This window comes from Lysinibacillus sp. NPDC093688 (genome assembly GCF_050280145.1).
Classification (GTDB): Bacteria; Bacillota; Bacilli; order Bacillales_A; family Planococcaceae; genus Lysinibacillus; species Lysinibacillus xylanilyticus_B.
This window is the reverse complement of the sequence record NZ_JBNNUX010000003.1, coordinates 128,156-145,185: the sequence shown is the minus strand read 5'-3', so window position 1 is coordinate 145,185 and position 17,030 is coordinate 128,156. Positions and strand designations below refer to the sequence as shown.

Genomic DNA, 17,030 nt, shown 5'->3' with positions numbered 1-17,030 from the left:
GAATTGCAATGGATGTCGATAAAATGAAAAAGTTGGGTGATAAAACAAAAAAGTTGGGTAATAAATCAGAATAAGTAGTCGATAAAGTTTATCCTAGCTTTACATCAAGTAACTCTTTTAAATCATCAATAATAATGTCTGCTTTTTGTAGTTCTGCTTCCTGTGCAAAGTCGAAACGTACCCCAACAGAGAGTAACTGATTGTCATGAGCTGCCTGAATATCAGAAGAACGATCACCAACCACTGCTCCGCGTTCAATTGCATTTTCCTCAATTACCTTTTTCACTAAATCAGATTTATGACCACTCGAAATGGACTGAATACTATATGTACCTTTGATAAAACGCTGTAATTGATAGGTTTCTACTATTGCCTGTAAGTACTCGGTTTGTCCATTACTAGCAATGAATAAATCATAGTTATCTGCCAAAGTAGCCAGTGTTTGCTCCGCATTTGGATACAATGCGCCCTGGCAATTACGTATTTGTTCTATAAGCTTAACGTGGAATAATGCATTGCTTTTTTCACGTGTCTCTAGCGTGTGCATAGGACATAACGTTTCCCACACAACAGGTAATGAAACACCCATTATTTCGCGGTATTTCTCTATGGGTGTTTCCCCCTGCCACAAGCCCTTTGCACGTAGCACATCGAACGTCGCCGATAGTGCTGGCTCTAATATTAGATTTGTTTGAAATAAAGTACCATCCATATCAAAAATAATAGCTTTTTTCATAAAATCACCCCTTCTACCATTATCAACGTATTCATTAGAAGGAGTGTTGCAACCATTAGTCATCAAAAAACTCCATATGCATTTTTTCCTTCTTATAGTAATCTAATCGATCCTGTAAAGTCCCTGTATGAAATTCGAATTTATGACCGTCTGGATCCGTGAAATAAATCGATTTTTTATCTCGTACATCTCTTTGTCTACCTTCTAGGATATTGACATTAAGTTGGATTAGCTTTTCGTACACTTTGTCAAAATCGTCTTCCTGGATAGAAAACGCTATATGTGTATAAGATTGATGTATTTCATTGCGTGGAATATCCTGTTCTACATTCAGGGCAAGCCACAGCCCATCTACATCGAAATAGGCTGTACTTTTCCCCTTCACTAATAATTTCGCGTCAAAAACCTTTTCATAGAATGCAATGGATTCCTCAAGATTTGAAACTGAAAATAATAGATGATTTATGTTTTGGACTGTCATGCGTATGTCCCCCAACTTGAAACCGCTCATATCAAGTTTCGTTTAATTTGATTTTTTACCTTTCTTCCCCTTTGCAATTTGCTTTGATTTGCGTTGCTCAGTAAGCTTTGCCTGCGCATTTGCTTTTCGTTCGATAAAAGCAAGCTCTCTTTGCAATTTAAAGTAGCTTTGGAGACGTGATTGTTCAAGCACACCATCTGTAATGGCTTGCTGTACAGCACAATGTGGCTCCTTCTGATGTGTGCAATCTCTGTAACGACAGGCTGTAGAAAGTTCCTCAATATCCTTAAAACTAGAGGCTAAGCTGTCACTCTGATCCCATAATTGCAGTTCTCGCATTCCAGGTGTATCAATTAAACAGCCACCTCCTGGCAATAAAACTAATTCACGATGTGTGGTTGTATGGCGCCCCTTCGCATCATCTTCACGAATATCCGAAACCTCCATATAGTCCTCACCACTAAGGGCATTCGTCAATGTGGATTTCCCTGCGCCAGAAGAACCGAGCAACGCACCTGTCACACCTTCTGTAAATAGCGTACGAATATCTTCTAAGCCCTCTCCTGACAGAGCACTAGTCACATAAATGTCCACACCGAACGCTACAGACTCAACCTCACGTATCTTACTAGAAATATCTTCACACAGATCAGCCTTCGTCAATACAACGACCGGCTTCGCACCTGAATCCCACGCAGCTACTAAATAGCGTTCTAAACGACGAATATTAAAGTCAGCATTTAAGCTCATCACTAGAAGCACGATATCAACATTCGATGCTACAATCTGCTCTTGTATTCCAATACCCGCAGCCTTACGTGAAAAGACTGATTTTCTTGTAAACAATTTATGAATAATCGCCTTTTCCTCACCAGGCATTTTCTCAACTAACACCCAATCCCCAACTGCAGGGAAATCCTCACGTGCTAATGATGTATACGCGTAATGTCCAGCAATCGTTGCCAGCCACTCTCCTTCTTCAGCCAGTACACGATAGGAATGCTTATGCTCTAAAGTAACCCTAGCCGGTACACAGTTCGCTAACTTAGCCTCCTGTTTAAATCCCGTCATTTGCTCTTCAAAATATGTTGAAAATCCTAAAGTTGTTAAATTCAATTTGTTTTCCTCCTAAATGTATATACCATTTGTCATCAATTAAAAATAAACACAAAAAAACCATGTCTCTGCGCAATTCGGCAGTTACAAGGTTCACAGGCACATTTAAGAGCATATACAAAACACCACATTCATGAATTAAATCTCACTACTATGTGTGGTTAAATTGTATATTTTAGGCGTGTGAAATTGAACAAACCGAATTGCAGTTCGTTAAAAGCGGCTTTATTCATCATGTCACATCACCTACTTTCGTTTTTATTATTTTCAATATAACGGAATCTTCCGAAATTGTCAATTATAACTTACAAGCATGTATCCCCTCCCTCCCCGCATACAATAAACAAGATCACTATTGACGAAGGAGATGTTGAATTGTCAAAAATCATTTCGATCAGTACATACAAACCACCGTACACATTACAACAGACAAATGCGGAAGAGCTAACGAAGGAGCTTTTTCATGCAAAAATCCCTAAATTAGAACGCTACTTAAAAGTGTTTGAGAATGGTGGTATTGCCACACGCCATTTTTGTATACCACCAGAATGGCATCGTACTGATCATTCCTTTGAGGAGCGTAACGATTTATATATTGAGCTAGCTACACAATATAGCGTTGACGTCATTCAAGCCTGTTTACAAAATGAAGCATTTTTACAATCACCGATTTCTCCTAAAGATATTGATGCCATTATTTTCGTGAGTAGCACAGGCATTTCTACACCAAGTATTGATGCACGGGTTATGAATCAACTTCCTTTTTCAGACAGACTTAAGCGTATTCCACTTTGGGGACTTGGCTGTGCTGGTGGTGCAGCAGGTGTTAGTAGAGCCTATGATTTTTGCCGTGCCCATCCGGAAGCAAAAGTTCTTGTTGTTTGTGTCGAGCTTTGTAGTCTAACCTTTCAGCCAAATGATTTTTCAAAAAGTAATTTAATCGGTGCCTCTCTTTTTGCGGATGGCGCAGCATGTATACTCGTCTGTGGCGACGAAGTGAATATCGCAGTAAAAAAATCAACACCTACTATTATCGGAACTGGCTCTAAGTGGATGCCAGATTCAGAAAATGTTATGGGCTGGAATATTAAAAATAATGGTCTACATGTCGTTTTTCAGAAAAGTATCCCTGCCATCATCACCAATTGGCTCGGCCCATTCATTGAACAATTTTTAATGGAACATGAACTATACTGTGAACAGCTTAGCCATTTTATTGCACACCCTGGCGGTAAAAAAGTATTAAAAGCTTATGAAGATACGCTTTATTTAGCTCCCCAAAAAACCGACATTTCTCGGGAAATATTAAAATATCATGGAAATATGTCATCTCCTACGGTGTTATATGTGTTGGAGCAATTTATGTTAAACGAAGGACAAGTAGAGGATACGGGTTTGCTCGTCGCTCTCGGCCCTGGCTTCTGTGCTGAAGCTGTATTACTTAAATGGAGGGAGTAGCATGATTATTTACATTATTTTGAGCCTCGTCATTCTACAAAGATTGACAGAAGTTTTCATTGCAAAACGCAATGAAAAATGGATGCTCTCTCAAGGAGCCTATGAAGTTGGTTCCTCTCATTATCCATATATGGTTACTTTGCACGCCGCTTTTTTCCTGTTTTTAATTATTGAAGTAGTTACTAATCATAAAAGTGTATCGCCTTTATTTCCATTATTATTTTTATTATTTATTGCCGTTCAAGCATTACGCATTTGGTGTATTCGTTCATTAGGGTCTTTTTGGAACACAAAAATACTAATTTTACCTAATGCAAAAGTCGTACGGAAAGGCCCTTACACATTTATGCGTCACCCAAATTACGCAGTTGTTTGCTTAGAAATTATTCTTCTACCTTTAATGTTCCAAGCATATTTTACAGCATTCTGCTTTACACTTTTAAATGTAACAATGCTATCTGTACGCATTCCAATTGAGGAAAAAGCTTTACGAGATGCGACGAATTATAATCATGTATTTCACAAGAAGATTTCGGAATCCTAGCCGAAATCTTTTTTGTTTCTCTCACATTTACTGCTCGTAAAAGCCCGATTTGCGAAGAATAAAATGCCAATATAATAGAATCCTAACAACATAAAAATAGCTGCTTCAAAAGTGTCTTGCTTAACTTTTGAAACAGCCTTCCACAACATACTTTATACAGTTTTATCAGTATTGATTTCTATAGTCAGCGCGTTCAATTTGTGGTCCAAATCCTCAAGCAAGCGTAATTTATGATTCAACTGCTTTTCAAAATCCACTGATTGAGCCAATACCTTATTTACTTGGGCATCTACGTGTGTAAGGAATTCCGGATTCATCATCGTTTTTCCACTCAGGGAAAGCCTATGATTTTTTACATCTGCTAATTCATCCGATAATTTTGCTATCTCACTGCTTTTCTCCTCTATTTCTTTGGCTAAATGCTTATTAAGATTGTCTGAATTAGCTTGTTCTAAACGGGATCTTTCGATGGCTTCAATGATAGTCTTCATTTGTTGGCTTAGATCTCTTGTAAAAACATTCAACTTATTTTCAAGGTCATCCACTGTAGTCTTATAATTAACATCTGAATTCATAGAAATCGATTCATCTTTAGTGAATTTTAAAGATTCCTTTATTAGCTTATTTTCTGCACGCAGTTCTTCCAGCTCTTTTAATAAACCCTCTATCGAAGAAAGTTGTTTTTTCTTCTGGATTTCTCTTGCTTGTATATCATCATAGTAAGTTTTTGTTGTTCTTTCATGGTCTCTCTTCAGCTTTAAAAGCTCCATCGAAAGCCCCTTTTTCTGTTTTGTTAATTCGACATTTTCTCGCTCTAACCTCAGTATTAGTGAATAATAATCACCATCTCTGAGCCTTTTAACTTCATTTTTAAATTTCGCTAATTCGGCTCTTAAAAAAATGATCATTTGCTGGAGCTGAATAGGATCATTGTTTTTGACAATATCATTATCCACACTTCCACCTCCTATCACGATAATTTTTTAAGTAAACTTATTACTTCTTCAAATTGCTCCTTACTCTCCTCTAACATTTCATCAAGCTGCTTCATCATCTTCATTTCTCGTTCCTCATCGCCAACTTCTTCAACTTCACTCTTTTCTCCTGATATTAAATGGGTAATAAGCAGATTCAATGTGCCCTTTTCGAGATAAGCAAAGCTATTATTTTCTTCATTACTATAGTTAGATAGATTATCAAGCCGTTCCTTCATAAGTTGATGGACAACACTATCTTTTTTTTGATTCATATTTTCACGCTTACTCATTTTCACCCTCCTGTGTATAGCTCATTCCATTGAGATTAATAGGATTTAAGACAACTACACCATCTTCTAACTGATCACAATATGTAAAACCCATGATACTTCCTGAATAAGATGATTTATGACCCCATTTGATCTGAAAGTTAGGAAATGATAATGTCTCGTTTGGCTCTAGCGTTGTTTTTCCTATAGGTCTAAGCCAGAACTCCTCCTTGCTCGATTGATCATTGATTCGCTCCCAACTACTGTTTCCTTTTAAATTTGGTGCAAAATGTTCATAGACATACCTTCCAGAAAAGGAGAATGGGGAATCTTCAGGTAGCTTTATGCATAGATAAGGATTCGTTATTGGCTTATTACCTAAATTGCGAATATGATAAGAGCCCAAGCATAGGCTTTCCTCATCGGGATTATAAGAAATATTAATTGAGGATGTGAAATAACTAATAACATTAATACTCTCCGGAACAATAAACTCCTCAATCGTTTTTTTTATTTCATGAACATAAAAATCCGTTTGTTTTTTTAATTCATTAATTTTTTCTTCTACACGATCGATGCGAGTAAGCATAATCAGTACCCCTTTGCTAATAGTATTGAATTAATGAAAGCAAATTCAAACTTCTTTATGTGGCAGTTACGTCCTTTCATAAAAAAAAAGAGAGGATTACCCTCTCTTTACAATATGATTTTCTTCTATGTGTTAGTACCATTAACCAACAGTTGGGAATACAGCAGGGCATTGCGCTGGGCGAACTACACCCGGACATGCGAACGGTAATTCTGCTCTTGGCTCGCAGAAAGTCGCTAAGAATTCCACAGTAACTGGGAATGTAGATTGAATACTTTGGCAAACAGATATAGTAACTACTAATGCAGAAAACGTAATTGTACCTGCTCCAGGTGTTGGAGTTCCTGTTGAACACACGAAACAATCTAAATCTGTGAATAAAATTTCTACATCTGTCCCTTTCGGCGCACATAATGTAACTTGTTCACAACGTGAAACTGTAATAGGATTGCTTGTAAACTTAGTACCATTTGGTAAAGTAACAACTAACGTAAGAGTAAAGTTCTTTTGAATAGTCAGATTTTGAAGACATACCGTTGAACCATCAATAGAGAATTGACGATTCTCACGGTTCAAAATAACAATAGGATTAGTTGCACTTGGAACTACATTACATGTAACCACTGCTCCTGCTAAGTTAGTAGTTGCCGTTACTCCTGGAAAACTAATTGGTCCAGTAGTAGAAAACTCGAACGACGCTTCCTTTACAATCCAGTCAAATACCTTATCGACGTTTATACAAATTTGTTCCTGCGCCTGGGATGGCATACTCTCTTGCATCCTTTTGACACCTCCATATTTTTTTTACCTTTCGTTTGTATCTTATGTTTTCTGACTAAAAGTGCATGGGCTAAAAAGTAATTCGTTCTGATTTTTATTAATCAATTATGCCTCGGCATAATTGCCGCTGACGCTTTGCTTTCGCTACAAAAAACATTTGCTGAAAGAAGTTAAAATACTTAAGTATCAGTATGTATCGTTTTTGCTTACATCTCCGCTTCTTAAGGAGAAACAAGAATGTTTGAAAGGACCGGTATATTTGTAACAGAAAGTAAATATTTTTAATAAAATATTAATGGACTGAAAGGGGTGAAAATGCAATGGAAAATTCAAAATTGTACTGCACTCAAGACATTGAAAAATTGAAGCAAAAAATAGAAGCCTACAAGGACACGTTAACTTCATTAAAAACGGGAACTTCAATTGAAGATTATTTATTTATGAAAATGGATTTTGATGGGATTAAAACGCAAATGGCACTTTTAGAAGGGCAAACTGAAACAATAGATGATAAGCAAAATTCACAAATCGGAGGCAATGAGGAGCAGATAAAACTTCTATCGGCACAAATTGAGTCTCTAAATCAAACGATTGAGGAAATGAACCAAGAAATACTAAGGGTTTTAAACAAATTACTCACTAGTGAAAATACTGAAGCTCCAACTACTACACATAAAACTGAAAACACATCTAAATTTATTGCTAACGGTGCACAAAGGGATCTGATCATTACACAGACAACAAGCCAATCGGCGATTACATCAAAACAGCCATCTTATAAAATGCTACAAAGTCTGGCAGGTAAAGCAATAAATGCGCAATTAGATGGTAACAATGATATACCTTCTGCTCACAACGGAAACCAAAGAAATGTACCCGAAGAACGCCATTTTAATCAACAATATTTTCAATCAATAAATACTCATCCAAGCCAAATATATAATGGTTTATATAGAAATACCACTACCAAATCCTCCTTCCATTTTAAAAACGCTACCAATGCACAGGAAATTCCAATTAGTGTTTATGAATCTAATACTTTACCGCATACCGAAATCCATAATTCCACTGACAATGACCTTAATGCGAAAGATTTAGTAAATTACGTAGAACCCGAAAAAATTAATAACACTGTCACTATAGATGAAATGAGCTCTATACTAACAAATGAGCCTGTCACTCCTGAAGAAGCTGAAGTAATTAATAAACCTGCCATTCCCGAAGCTTCTGAAGTAGTTAATGAGCCTGCCATTCCTGAAGCTTCTAAAGTAGTTGCTGAACATGCCGTTCCTGAACCTTCTGAAGTAGTTAAGCCAGTCGACACAAATACATCCACCACTTTAAAAAATGACGAATTTGAAGTTTTTGAAGCTACGCCAGAGGAAAAATATGAAACCCATATACAAATTGAAGAGGTAAACAAACAACCTGAGCTAAAAGAAGAATCAACTGAAGAAGGGCATAAAAAAGAAAAGAACTCTTTGTTTTTCAATTTCTTTCGAAAATGGAGTTAGTTTAAAATTAGGATGTACAATGTTTAACAAACTGGAGAAGTATACGATGAATAAGTCCAATAAGTATGAACATACATATTGGACTTTTTTATGTTCAATTGAAAAAATAAGTACTATTAGTAAGTACTCGCAAAATGCCAAAGCTTCTCAAAAGGAACCTCAAAATTTCCACATTTAAAAACTACGAAACAGATAATTGCCCTTCCCCCCCAATCTTAGCTGAATAGAATAATGAAGAAAGGGGGTGTAAAAATGTGTATGAATAATTCTACGTGTGGCTGCTCATCTAATAATGAATGTGAAAATTTTGGACCTTTCTTAGCAGTCGACGCTGCATGTATTACTCCAACTAGGGTTACTACTGGCTCAATCATCCCATTCTCCTCTGGACTTACCGGAGCTGAAGTGTCAACAGTTGCTAGTGGATTAATTAATTTAGTAAGTATTGTAGGATTCGGTACTGCTGTTCCAACTGTGCTTACTGGCGGCGGTAATATTGACTTAAGTCTTGTGACAACGGAAGCTTTTAATGTTCCACGTGCAGGTACTATTACAGCTATTTCAGCATCCTTTAGTATACTAGCAGCTGTAAGTGTTGCAGGAACAGTAACAATCAGAGCTCAAGTTTACCGTGCAGCTGCGGGAAGTAATATTTTCAGTCCTACAACAGCACTTGTTGATTTAGTACCATCCTTCACAACATTTGCGATAGGTACTTTAACAAGTGGCACTACAAACGTTACACCAGTACCAGTAGTTGCTGGTGATCGTTTATTAATGGTATTCTCAGCTACTGCATCAGGAATTGCTCCTTTAATAAACGTCATTGTTGGTAACGCAAGTGCAGGAATCACTATTGAATAGAGATTGTAATCGTAAATTTAAATAAAAACTACCATTACAGTAACATCACCCGTTCAAAAATGGAAAACATTCGGCAATAATTCAAACGTTTGAATAGGTGATTTCTTCTAATTGAGAAATCACCTGTTTTTAGCTGTTAAAATTATTGCCTTTATTTCGCCAAAGCCACTTGAATATGTGCAAGATGATGCTTTCCGTGCCAAGCATATAAGGCTACAGCTTTTTCAAGCGTCATTAACCCTGAATCAGGATGATTAAATGCTCGTTGTAATTGCTCTGCTGTTAAGCTTTCCAGCAAATAAACCCAGCGTTCATGTAAACCTTCAATCATTTTATAAGATGCCGAAACAGGCATTTCTGAATCCGGAAGCTGTGCCCACTCCACTTCGTTATAAGGTTTAATTGTCGGAGTATCCTCTGTCAAAGCTAGCTTAAAACGAATGTAGCTGTTCATATGACTATCTGCAATATGGTGGACAAGCTGCGTAACCGTCCAGCCATTTTCTCGGTAGGATTGTGTTAAGGCTTGTTCACTTGCTTCGTGAAGTGCCTCTGCTAGTTGTGTCGGTAATAGATGAATATCCTCTATCCATTCCTTTACTTGCTGTGCTGTCACTACTTCCGGAAATTGAAATTGTCCAATTGGATATCGTAAATCGGTCATGTAGCTATCCTCCATTTCTATTTTCTTACTTTTCATATTACCAATTTTATATTTTTCACGCTATTCACATTCATTCTTCTAAATAAAACCCTCATTTTGTAAGAATTTTAGCTTACAAAACGAGGGTCACATTATGTGGAACATTAACTTTTTATTCAGTAATATCATAAATTAACGTATCAAAATAGCTCTCATTCTTATAAAGTAAAATTGCCCATTCTCCTGGTTTCGGGATCTTTACACTTGAAGGTGTATGAGCATCTGCCCCATTAACAGGTCCGCCAAGCCCTGTAGTCCAACCATCTACTAAAATAGGATGCACTGTTTTAGAATCTTTATGATACCCGACAATTGTTAACTTGGTATCGTGACCTTCTTCAATTCCCCAAATATGCCACATCCATTTTTGAGTGTTTAAACTCGGCGTATTGGCACCGATAACACCCGATTTATTTGCATTACCGATAATACCCCTCTCTCCAAATTCTACTGCCTTTTTGTCCCAATCAATTGATTTAAAGTCACTTTCTTGCACAAAATCAGGTAGATCATTTGGCAGAGCAACCGCTTTCTCATTCATTGTACAGCCTACCAAAAACAACAACATCGAAAACAAAACTATACATCGCCTCATTTCATCACCCCTTAAATAATCACGGTTATTTCCTATGAAACGATTTTTTCACTCATATTGTTGCAGAGTATTCAGAAAATATACTTCTTCTAATGCAACCTATTATTCTATAAACCTCATCACAAATTTAACTAACGACTTTAGCGGATGAATAACCGTTAAGGCTGACTCTTTTTCGAATTGCTGTGCTGCTTCAACCATTGAAAGCTGTGCAACTGAAATGTGCTGCTGTTCCCTCGCTACATCATGAAGAGTTTGTATAATAGCGTTATTATATGCATCCTTTTTTCCCTGAATAATCAGTTCAAACGTATTGTTGATAACTTTAACTTCAGCATTAATGGATTTTTCATGTAGTAAAGCGTATTGCTGAAGTCTGTTCATCGTACCTTCTACAGTTTCAGGATTTGTAAAAAGTATCATTTGAGGCTGTTTTTCTTCACATACTGTTTCAAAGAAGGGCTCATCTATTTTAATAATGGGAATAGAAAGTTCCAACTGCTCTTCCTCTAACAATGCAATGTAATTAGTACACGTTATTAAAATGGCATCCATATTACAACTTTCCATCCACTTAAGTTGTTCTTTCACCTTAAAAACTAACCCGTCAGTCCCTTTTGAAACTTGCTGTATAAGACCTGGATCTACAAAATGAACTAACTCTACCTTCTCAATGTTTTGAAATGCCTGTTCTATATACTCAATATTTGAATGATGTGCATGTAAACAACCAAGCTTCTTCCTCAAGACTAGCCCCCCCTAATTAGTAAGCTGCTTTTCCATTGTCGCTACAGAAAGAGAGAAACCGTTACGATTTTCTTCCTTGCTCTCTTTTGTGACAACATAACCTAACGAGCGATATAACTCAATATTTCTTGGTACACTCATACGTACTTTACATTCGCTAATCGTTTTTTCTTTCTTACGAGCATATTGTTCAAGCTCTTCAATTAATGCTTTAGCCAATCCTTGTCCCTGCTTTTCTGGAATAACAGATAATCTAAAAAATCAATTTCGCCTTGGCGTAATTGCGTCCGGATTTTGAATTGTGCCCGCACAATTCATTCCTTTCAAAATCCGTGACATCCGCCGGAGGCTTTAACTTCTTTCAGCGGGTGTTTGGACACGCGCTGAAAGAAGTTAAAAGCATGTAGCATAACGTTATGAATTACTGAAGCTTCCTCTACCTGCGCTAAAATAATGTTCATCCGCCAACACTCCTTTTTGTTTAAAAATACATTATAATGCATTTTTAAACAAAAATAAACCGCATCATCACAAGATAATGCGGTTACTACTATTAGTTTTTATTCACAAAACGAATTGCTTTACTCATTACCGTCGGGACGACTGATGCATGATTTTCCTCCAACGCTTCATAAAACGCAACGTCCATAATGTTCCCTAAGTCGCTCGCAATTTGTTGAGCATCATCCACCATAAAGGTTTCAAGTTCCCCCACACCGATGAATAATTTTTCATAAGCAAATGGACGCTCTTTTATAAATGTTGAGGCATAACTGAATAGTTCATGCTCATTCCACCAAATTGAAGGGCTAATCGCTATATAACGTTGGAAGGTTGCTTGATGATGGAATAATTGCCAAAGCACAAAGTAGCCTGCTAATGAATGCCCAAACAGTGATTGCTGCTGCATATTTACAGGGAATTGCGCCTGAATACTTGGCTTTAATTCCTCCTCTAAAAATGTACTAAAATTCTCTGCTCCCCCATGTTTCTCATAGCCCTTACCTTTAAATCTTGCAGGATACGTATATGTTTCGGCTTGTCCTGTAAAATCATAAAATCGGCGTTCATGCATGTCAGCACCGTGCCCAATGCCAACAACAACGGCTGATAAGACTCCTGTTTTAGGCGCATTACGACTTTGAAGGCGGACCGCTTCCTTTACAAGATGAAAATAAGACGACCCATCTAATACGTATAAGACTGGAAAACCCCCTTCCGGTACTTCTCCATTTGGTACATAGATATTTACCGTATACGTATAATCCGTAAACTTCGATTCAATTTGTTGTGTCATATAATCAAGTGCTTTCGCGGTTTTCTCCTCAATCATTTGTCAGTCTCCTTCATAACATCATAGCCATAACATACTGGTGTTTGCGTAACTGGATCTTGCATAATACGTGCATTAATATTGAATACGTTTCGCATAACATCTGCACATAAAATTTCCTCAGGCGTGCCAGTTTTCATTACAGTTCCTTGTCGCATTGCGATTAAATGATCAGAATATCGTGCCGCGTGATTAATGTCGTGCAATACCATAACAATAGTACAACGATGCCGCTCATTTAAGTTTTTCACAATTTCTAGCACCTCTAACTGATGTGCCATATCTAAATAAGTTGTCGGTTCGTCCAATAGCAAAATATTCGTTTCTTGCGCTAAAGCCATCGCCAGCCATACACGTTGGCGTTGACCTCCAGAAAGCTGAGCAAGCTCTCGATTTCGATACTCAAGTGTATTTGTCACATTTAAGGCCCATTCAATCATTTCCTCATCCTTTTTTGTTAAGCGATTCACATTATTTCGATGTGGATAACGACCATAAGCAATGAGCTCCTCAACCTTTAACTGACCTGGTGCAATAGGCGTCTGTGATAAGATAGCTAGCTTTTTCGCAATGTCCTTCGTCGATAATTTTTGCATGTTTTGATCCTGTAAATAAACCGTACCCTGCTGCTTCTTTAATATACGACCAATCGTTTTTAATAGTGTAGATTTTCCACATCCATTAGGGCCAATAATAGTCGTAATCTTTCCTTCTTCTATTGTTAAATTTAAGCCTTCAAACACCCGAACCTGTTCATAGCCAGAAGCCAAATTTTCCATTCTAAATGCCGTTTGCACACGATTTCCCCCTATGCCTTCGATTTCACTAGTAAATATAAGAAATATGGAATCCCGATAATTGAGACAACAATACCAACTGCCAGCTCAGACGGCGCAAATACTGTTTTTCCTATAAAATCAGCTGCAATAAGCAAGCCCGCGCCTATCAACGCACTTACTGGCATGACATAACGATGTTGTATACCAACAAGCTGTTTAGCAATATGTGGTGCCATTAATCCAATAAAACCGATACTACCTGATACCGATACACAGGCACTGACCAGGCCGACACTTGCCAATAACAGCTTCATTTTCTCTTTTTCTACCGCTATCCCTAAGCTTGTAATACTATCCTCTTCTAATTGAAAATAATCGAGCAAATATGATTTCCGGTAAACGTAAAAGCTTAATAAAATAAGCCACGGCAGCATAGTCACAACAAAAATCCAGTTTGCATTATAAATGGATCCTGCCATCCAAACTGCTGCACCTTCAAAATCCTGAGCATTCATTTTCAATGATAAAAACAAAGACAATGCCCCAAAGCCACTATTAATCGCAATCCCTGTTAAAATTAGTCGTTGCATATCTAAATGACCATTTTTCAGGGCAAATGAGAAAATTAACACAGCGGCCATCGCACCACCGACAAACCCAAAAATGGGCATCATCAAAATGGAGAACCAGCTGCTCATATCTGCAGATGTGAGACGTAATTGAAAGAAAAACATAAATATTACCACTGCTGCACCGGCACCTGCATTGATCCCTAATATCCCAGGGTCTGCTAGGCCATTGCGCGTAATACCTTGTAGCACAACCCCCGCCATCCCTAAGCCAATACCGACTAATCCTGCAATGACAATACGTGGTAAACGGAATTCAAAAATGACAAGATCAAATTTGGGGTTTGGCTCGATGCGTAGCAATGTTTTTAAGACATCCATCACCGACATATCAAAGACACCATTTGTAAGATGGAGATAGCTGGCACCCAAAATAAATAACATCAGTATTGAAACAGTCACAACGAATACACTTGAGGTTTTTTTACGCACGTTTTTCACCTCCGTGTTTACGAACTAAATATAAGAAGAATGGGACACCAACCAGGGCCGTTAATACACCGATTGGAGTTTCGAAAGGGTAATTAACAAAGCGACTGAGTACATCACAAAGCGCTAAGAAAAATGCACCTACTACAGCTGCACACGGAATGATAAAGCGGTAATCAACTCCAACAAGGAACCGTGTAATATGAGGAATGACTAATCCTACAAAAGCAATCTTCCCTACAAGTGCAACAGCCGTACCTGTTAAACATACAACGGCCAGCATACTAATAATTTTCACGGCCTTTGTTTTTTGCCCAAGTCCAATAGCGATATCTTCTCCTAGTGAAGTGATCGTAATAGCCTTAGCTGATAATAACGCAAGAACTAAACCGACTAGTCCAAATGGGATCGATAGCATGAGCATATCCATATCCACCATATGTACTTTTGTGTTATACCAAACACTTACCGTTTGTGATACTTGGAAATACATCGCAATGGCTGTAGCAATACTGCTTAAAAATGTACCAATGACCGTCCCAATAATAGCAAGCCTTACCGGTGATAAACCATTTCTAATTAAAGAGCCAAAACCAAATACAATCCCTGCTCCTAATGCTGAACCGAGCATAGAAAGCAGGATCATTTGGTAATTAGGAAGCCCTGGGAAAAATACGATTGCTAACGTGATCATAAATGCCGAACCATCATTCACGCCCATTAAGGATGGGGATGCTAAATAATTTCGCGTAATACCTTGCATCACTGCGCCAGCTACTGCTAAAAATGCTCCCACCAGTAAAATAGCGGCAATTCTAGGAATACGTCCTGTTCGTATAATTTGGTGGTCCACATTCGAAGAATCAAATGCAGTAATCGCCTGCCACACCGTTATTGCGCTAATGTCTTTTGTGCCATACATAACGGATACTAATGCCACAATCGCAATGAGGAATGGAGAAGCTGCTAATAGTGAAAATGCCATAATGTTTGTTTTTTTCAACTTCCACACCTTTTTCTATATCAATTATGCCTCGGCATAATTGCGTCCGGAATCGGCTTTGTGCCTAGGCCTGCGTGATGCAGGTCAGTTAGCCGTTATCGCATGGATGCGATGATTTTAGGCTAACATCCCCTAAGCACTCCTTTCCGTTTCCGTGACATCCGCCGGAGGCTTTGGGCCAACGTGATGTTGGTCACTCAGTCGTTGCCACAGGACGTGGCGTTCCTAGACTGAGTTCTTCTATTTCAGCGGGTGCCGCTGAAAGAAGTTGAACTCACTTTATAAAAGGCTGATAATAGCCTGGTGACACCACCAAATCTATTACCAGCCCTCTCTACATTATTTAAGTAATTTTTCAGCTGCGATATCTAAGAATTTCACCTTAGACCATGCTGTACCACCTTGCGCTAAAGGTTCAATGGCATTAACGAAAACCTGTTTATTTTGTGATGCCTTCAAGCTTGCGAAAATCGGATTCTTTTGTAGCTCTTCTAATGCTTTTGGTGCGTCGGCATTTTCTGATTCCTCGAATTGAAGGAAAATAGCATCAGGATTAACTTCTGCTAATGTTTCAAGAGATAGTTCAGCCTGTGCCTTTGCAGTTTTTAAAACTTCTGGTATTGGAGCCCCTAAATCTTCATATAAAACAGGGTTTAAGTAAACGCCTGCAGGATAGATATACATGATGCCACCACGTACTCGAATAACTAGGATCTGCTTGTCCGCTAATTGCTCTTTAGATTTCACTTGAGAATCAGCTACCTTCGCTTCATAATCTGCAATGATTTTTTTTGCCTCATCTTCTTTCCCTGAAAGCTGTGCAAGTAACGTTAAGTTCTCTTTCCAATTTGTAGAGACATGTGAATACGGAATCATCGTTTGAATTTTTTTAAGCTTTTCAGCCATTTCCTCAGGGTATTTTGAGGAACCTAAAATAACATCTGGATCTAGTTTAAGAATGGCTTCAGTATTCGGTGTCATTTTATTTCCAACAAGCTCAGCACCTTCTAATTCAGAAGCAAGATATGTTGGAATTTTCCCACCGATATCAAGCACACCAACAGGCTTAATCCCGAGCATTGCCGCATCTTCCATAGACTCTAAGCTTGCAGCTACTATATTTTTAACATCTGCGGCAATTTCATATTTTTCACCTAAGTATGTAATCGTTTGTGTTTTCGCTTGATCTTCTGTTGCACTAGTTTCTGCTACATTATTTGTAGATGTAGAAGACTCTTCTGCTTTATCCGTTCCACATGCAGCCAAAGATAGAGCTAATAGAGCAGGTGCACACATCTTAAAATATTTATTCATAGATATATTCTCTCCTAACGAACCTGATTATATTGATAATGATAATCATTTTCATTTATAAGTCAATAGAGTTTATCAATTTAATTGATATTCATTATCATTTACGATTCCTATCCTAACAAAGAGAAAACCCGTTGTGAATGGACAATTTCACGAATCACATGGACTTT

Annotated in this window: 21 protein-coding genes; 4 read left to right on the top strand and 17 right to left on the bottom strand. The window is 37.9% G+C overall.

The window, feature by feature from the left end:
• Nucleotides 1–88: 88 nt before the first annotated feature.
• From ACQKN2_RS04430 to rsgA, 3 genes are read right to left on the bottom strand one after another with little or no spacing between them, the layout of a single operon-like run.
• Complete coding sequence (locus ACQKN2_RS04430) at nucleotides 89–736, bottom strand: HAD hydrolase-like protein (RefSeq protein WP_427413870.1); 648 nt, start codon at nucleotides 734–736, stop codon at nucleotides 89–91.
• A 55-nt stretch (nucleotides 737–791) separates the two neighbouring features.
• Nucleotides 792–1,217: a FosM family fosfomycin resistance protein gene (gene fosM / locus ACQKN2_RS04425; RefSeq protein ID WP_427413869.1), complete on the bottom strand. Its 426-nt coding sequence runs from the start codon at nucleotides 1,215–1,217 to the stop codon at nucleotides 792–794.
• Between the two features lie 42 nt (nucleotides 1,218–1,259).
• Complete coding sequence (rsgA, locus tag ACQKN2_RS04420) at nucleotides 1,260–2,333, bottom strand: ribosome small subunit-dependent GTPase A (RefSeq protein ID WP_427413868.1); 1,074 nt, start codon at nucleotides 2,331–2,333, stop codon at nucleotides 1,260–1,262.
• A gap of 375 nt (nucleotides 2,334–2,708) precedes the next feature.
• Here rsgA and ACQKN2_RS04415 point away from each other — a divergent pair, with 375 nt between their 5' ends.
• Nucleotides 2,709–3,791, top strand: coding sequence for a type III polyketide synthase (locus tag ACQKN2_RS04415; RefSeq protein ID WP_427413867.1), 1,083 nt, complete (start codon nucleotides 2,709–2,711; stop codon nucleotides 3,789–3,791).
• Between the two features lies 1 nt (nucleotide 3,792).
• Nucleotides 3,793–4,335, top strand: a complete 543-nt coding sequence (locus tag ACQKN2_RS04410) for an isoprenylcysteine carboxyl methyltransferase family protein (protein ID WP_427413866.1) — start codon at nucleotides 3,793–3,795, stop codon at nucleotides 4,333–4,335.
• A gap of 152 nt (nucleotides 4,336–4,487) precedes the next feature.
• On the opposite strand, the gene ACQKN2_RS04405 is transcribed toward ACQKN2_RS04410, so the two are convergent.
• From ACQKN2_RS04405 to ACQKN2_RS04390, 4 genes are all read right to left on the bottom strand, one after another.
• Entirely contained in the window at nucleotides 4,488–5,291 is an 804-nt protein-coding gene (locus ACQKN2_RS04405) for a hypothetical protein (protein WP_427413865.1), read from the bottom strand.
• Nucleotides 5,292–5,305: 14 nt separating this feature from the next.
• A complete protein-coding gene (locus tag ACQKN2_RS04400; protein WP_427413864.1) occupies nucleotides 5,306–5,602 on the bottom strand; it encodes a hypothetical protein in 297 nt (98 codons plus the stop codon).
• Nucleotides 5,595–6,170, bottom strand: a complete 576-nt coding sequence (locus tag ACQKN2_RS04395; protein ID WP_427413863.1) for a hypothetical protein — start codon at nucleotides 6,168–6,170, stop codon at nucleotides 5,595–5,597. Before ACQKN2_RS04395 ends, ACQKN2_RS04400 begins: the two co-directional genes overlap by 8 nt.
• 141 nt (nucleotides 6,171–6,311) lie before the next feature.
• Nucleotides 6,312–6,950: a hypothetical protein gene (locus tag ACQKN2_RS04390; RefSeq protein ID WP_427413862.1), complete on the bottom strand. Its 639-nt coding sequence runs from the start codon at nucleotides 6,948–6,950 to the stop codon at nucleotides 6,312–6,314.
• Between the two features lie 320 nt (nucleotides 6,951–7,270).
• On the opposite strand from ACQKN2_RS04390, the gene ACQKN2_RS04385 reads away from it, so the two are divergent.
• Entirely contained in the window at nucleotides 7,271–8,464 is a 1,194-nt protein-coding gene (locus ACQKN2_RS04385; RefSeq protein WP_427413861.1) for a hypothetical protein, read from the top strand.
• A gap of 258 nt (nucleotides 8,465–8,722) precedes the next feature.
• Nucleotides 8,723–9,328: an exosporium glycoprotein BclB-related protein gene (locus ACQKN2_RS04380; RefSeq protein WP_427413860.1), complete on the top strand. Its 606-nt coding sequence runs from the start codon at nucleotides 8,723–8,725 to the stop codon at nucleotides 9,326–9,328.
• Nucleotides 9,329–9,479: 151 nt separating this feature from the next.
• On the opposite strand, the gene ACQKN2_RS04375 is transcribed toward ACQKN2_RS04380, so the two are convergent.
• The 10 genes from ACQKN2_RS04375 to ACQKN2_RS04330 all read right to left on the bottom strand — a co-directional run bounded on the left by ACQKN2_RS04375 (nucleotide 9,480) and on the right by ACQKN2_RS04330 (nucleotide 16,860).
• Complete coding sequence (locus ACQKN2_RS04375) at nucleotides 9,480–9,992, bottom strand: YfiT family bacillithiol transferase (protein WP_427413859.1); 513 nt, start codon at nucleotides 9,990–9,992, stop codon at nucleotides 9,480–9,482.
• 151 nt (nucleotides 9,993–10,143) lie between these two features.
• Nucleotides 10,144–10,572, bottom strand: a complete 429-nt coding sequence (locus ACQKN2_RS04370; protein WP_427413858.1) for a hypothetical protein — start codon at nucleotides 10,570–10,572, stop codon at nucleotides 10,144–10,146.
• A gap of 156 nt (nucleotides 10,573–10,728) precedes the next feature.
• Nucleotides 10,729–11,373, bottom strand: coding sequence for an aspartate/glutamate racemase family protein (locus ACQKN2_RS04365; protein ID WP_427413857.1), 645 nt, complete (start codon nucleotides 11,371–11,373; stop codon nucleotides 10,729–10,731).
• A 12-nt stretch (nucleotides 11,374–11,385) separates the two neighbouring features.
• Entirely contained in the window at nucleotides 11,386–11,592 is a 207-nt protein-coding gene (locus ACQKN2_RS04360; protein WP_427413856.1) for a GNAT family N-acetyltransferase, read from the bottom strand.
• Nucleotides 11,593–11,696: 104 nt separating this feature from the next.
• Entirely contained in the window at nucleotides 11,697–11,834 is a 138-nt protein-coding gene (locus tag ACQKN2_RS04355) for a hypothetical protein (RefSeq protein ID WP_427413855.1), read from the bottom strand.
• Nucleotides 11,835–11,926: 92 nt separating this feature from the next.
• Complete coding sequence (locus tag ACQKN2_RS04350; RefSeq protein ID WP_427413854.1) at nucleotides 11,927–12,706, bottom strand: alpha/beta hydrolase; 780 nt, start codon at nucleotides 12,704–12,706, stop codon at nucleotides 11,927–11,929.
• Nucleotides 12,703–13,485 carry an ABC transporter ATP-binding protein gene (locus ACQKN2_RS04345; protein WP_427413953.1) on the bottom strand — a complete coding sequence of 261 codons (783 nt, stop codon included), beginning with the start codon at nucleotides 13,483–13,485 and terminating at the stop codon, nucleotides 12,703–12,705. Before ACQKN2_RS04345 ends, ACQKN2_RS04350 begins: the two co-directional genes overlap by 4 nt.
• Before the next feature lie 29 nt (nucleotides 13,486–13,514).
• The gene (locus ACQKN2_RS04340) at nucleotides 13,515–14,498 is read right to left on the bottom strand and encodes a FecCD family ABC transporter permease (protein ID WP_427413952.1); all 984 of its coding nucleotides are present in this window, start codon (nucleotides 14,496–14,498) and stop codon (nucleotides 13,515–13,517) included.
• Between the two features lie 40 nt (nucleotides 14,499–14,538).
• Nucleotides 14,539–15,546, bottom strand: coding sequence for a FecCD family ABC transporter permease (locus ACQKN2_RS04335; protein WP_427413853.1), 1,008 nt, complete (start codon nucleotides 15,544–15,546; stop codon nucleotides 14,539–14,541).
• Nucleotides 15,547–15,885: 339 nt separating this feature from the next.
• Complete coding sequence (locus ACQKN2_RS04330; protein WP_427413852.1) at nucleotides 15,886–16,860, bottom strand: ABC transporter substrate-binding protein; 975 nt, start codon at nucleotides 16,858–16,860, stop codon at nucleotides 15,886–15,888.
• Nucleotides 16,861–17,030 lie beyond the last annotated feature (170 nt).

Bases quoted from the DNA above. Each gene is read 5' to 3' on its own strand.
- ACQKN2_RS04430 (WP_427413870.1), bottom strand. From the start codon at position 736: ATGAAAAAAGCTATTATTTTTGATATGGATGGTACTTTATTTCAAACA.
- fosM (WP_427413869.1), bottom strand. From the start codon at position 1,217: ATGACAGTCCAAAACATAAATCATCTATTATTTTCAGTTTCAAATCTT.
- ACQKN2_RS04410 (WP_427413866.1), top strand. From the start codon at position 3,793: ATGATTATTTACATTATTTTGAGCCTCGTCATTCTACAAAGATTGACA.
- ACQKN2_RS04400 (WP_427413864.1), bottom strand. From the start codon at position 5,602: ATGAGTAAGCGTGAAAATATGAATCAAAAAAAAGATAGTGTTGTCCAT.
- ACQKN2_RS04395 (WP_427413863.1), bottom strand. From the start codon at position 6,170: ATGCTTACTCGCATCGATCGTGTAGAAGAAAAAATTAATGAATTAAAA.
- ACQKN2_RS04390 (WP_427413862.1), bottom strand. From the start codon at position 6,950: ATGCAAGAGAGTATGCCATCCCAGGCGCAGGAACAAATTTGTATAAAC.
- ACQKN2_RS04385 (WP_427413861.1), top strand. From the start codon at position 7,271: ATGGAAAATTCAAAATTGTACTGCACTCAAGACATTGAAAAATTGAAG.
- ACQKN2_RS04380 (WP_427413860.1), top strand. From the start codon at position 8,723: ATGAATAATTCTACGTGTGGCTGCTCATCTAATAATGAATGTGAAAAT.
- ACQKN2_RS04375 (WP_427413859.1), bottom strand. From the start codon at position 9,992: ATGACCGATTTACGATATCCAATTGGACAATTTCAATTTCCGGAAGTA.
- ACQKN2_RS04370 (WP_427413858.1), bottom strand. From the start codon at position 10,572: ATGAATGAGAAAGCGGTTGCTCTGCCAAATGATCTACCTGATTTTGTG.
- ACQKN2_RS04355 (WP_427413855.1), bottom strand. From the start codon at position 11,834: ATGAACATTATTTTAGCGCAGGTAGAGGAAGCTTCAGTAATTCATAAC.
- ACQKN2_RS04350 (WP_427413854.1), bottom strand. From the start codon at position 12,706: ATGATTGAGGAGAAAACCGCGAAAGCACTTGATTATATGACACAACAA.
- ACQKN2_RS04345 (WP_427413953.1), bottom strand. From the start codon at position 13,485: ATGGAAAATTTGGCTTCTGGCTATGAACAGGTTCGGGTGTTTGAAGGC.
- ACQKN2_RS04340 (WP_427413952.1), bottom strand. From the start codon at position 14,498: ATGTTATTTATTTTGGGTGCCAGCTATCTCCATCTTACAAATGGTGTC.
- ACQKN2_RS04330 (WP_427413852.1), bottom strand. From the start codon at position 16,860: ATGAATAAATATTTTAAGATGTGTGCACCTGCTCTATTAGCTCTATCT.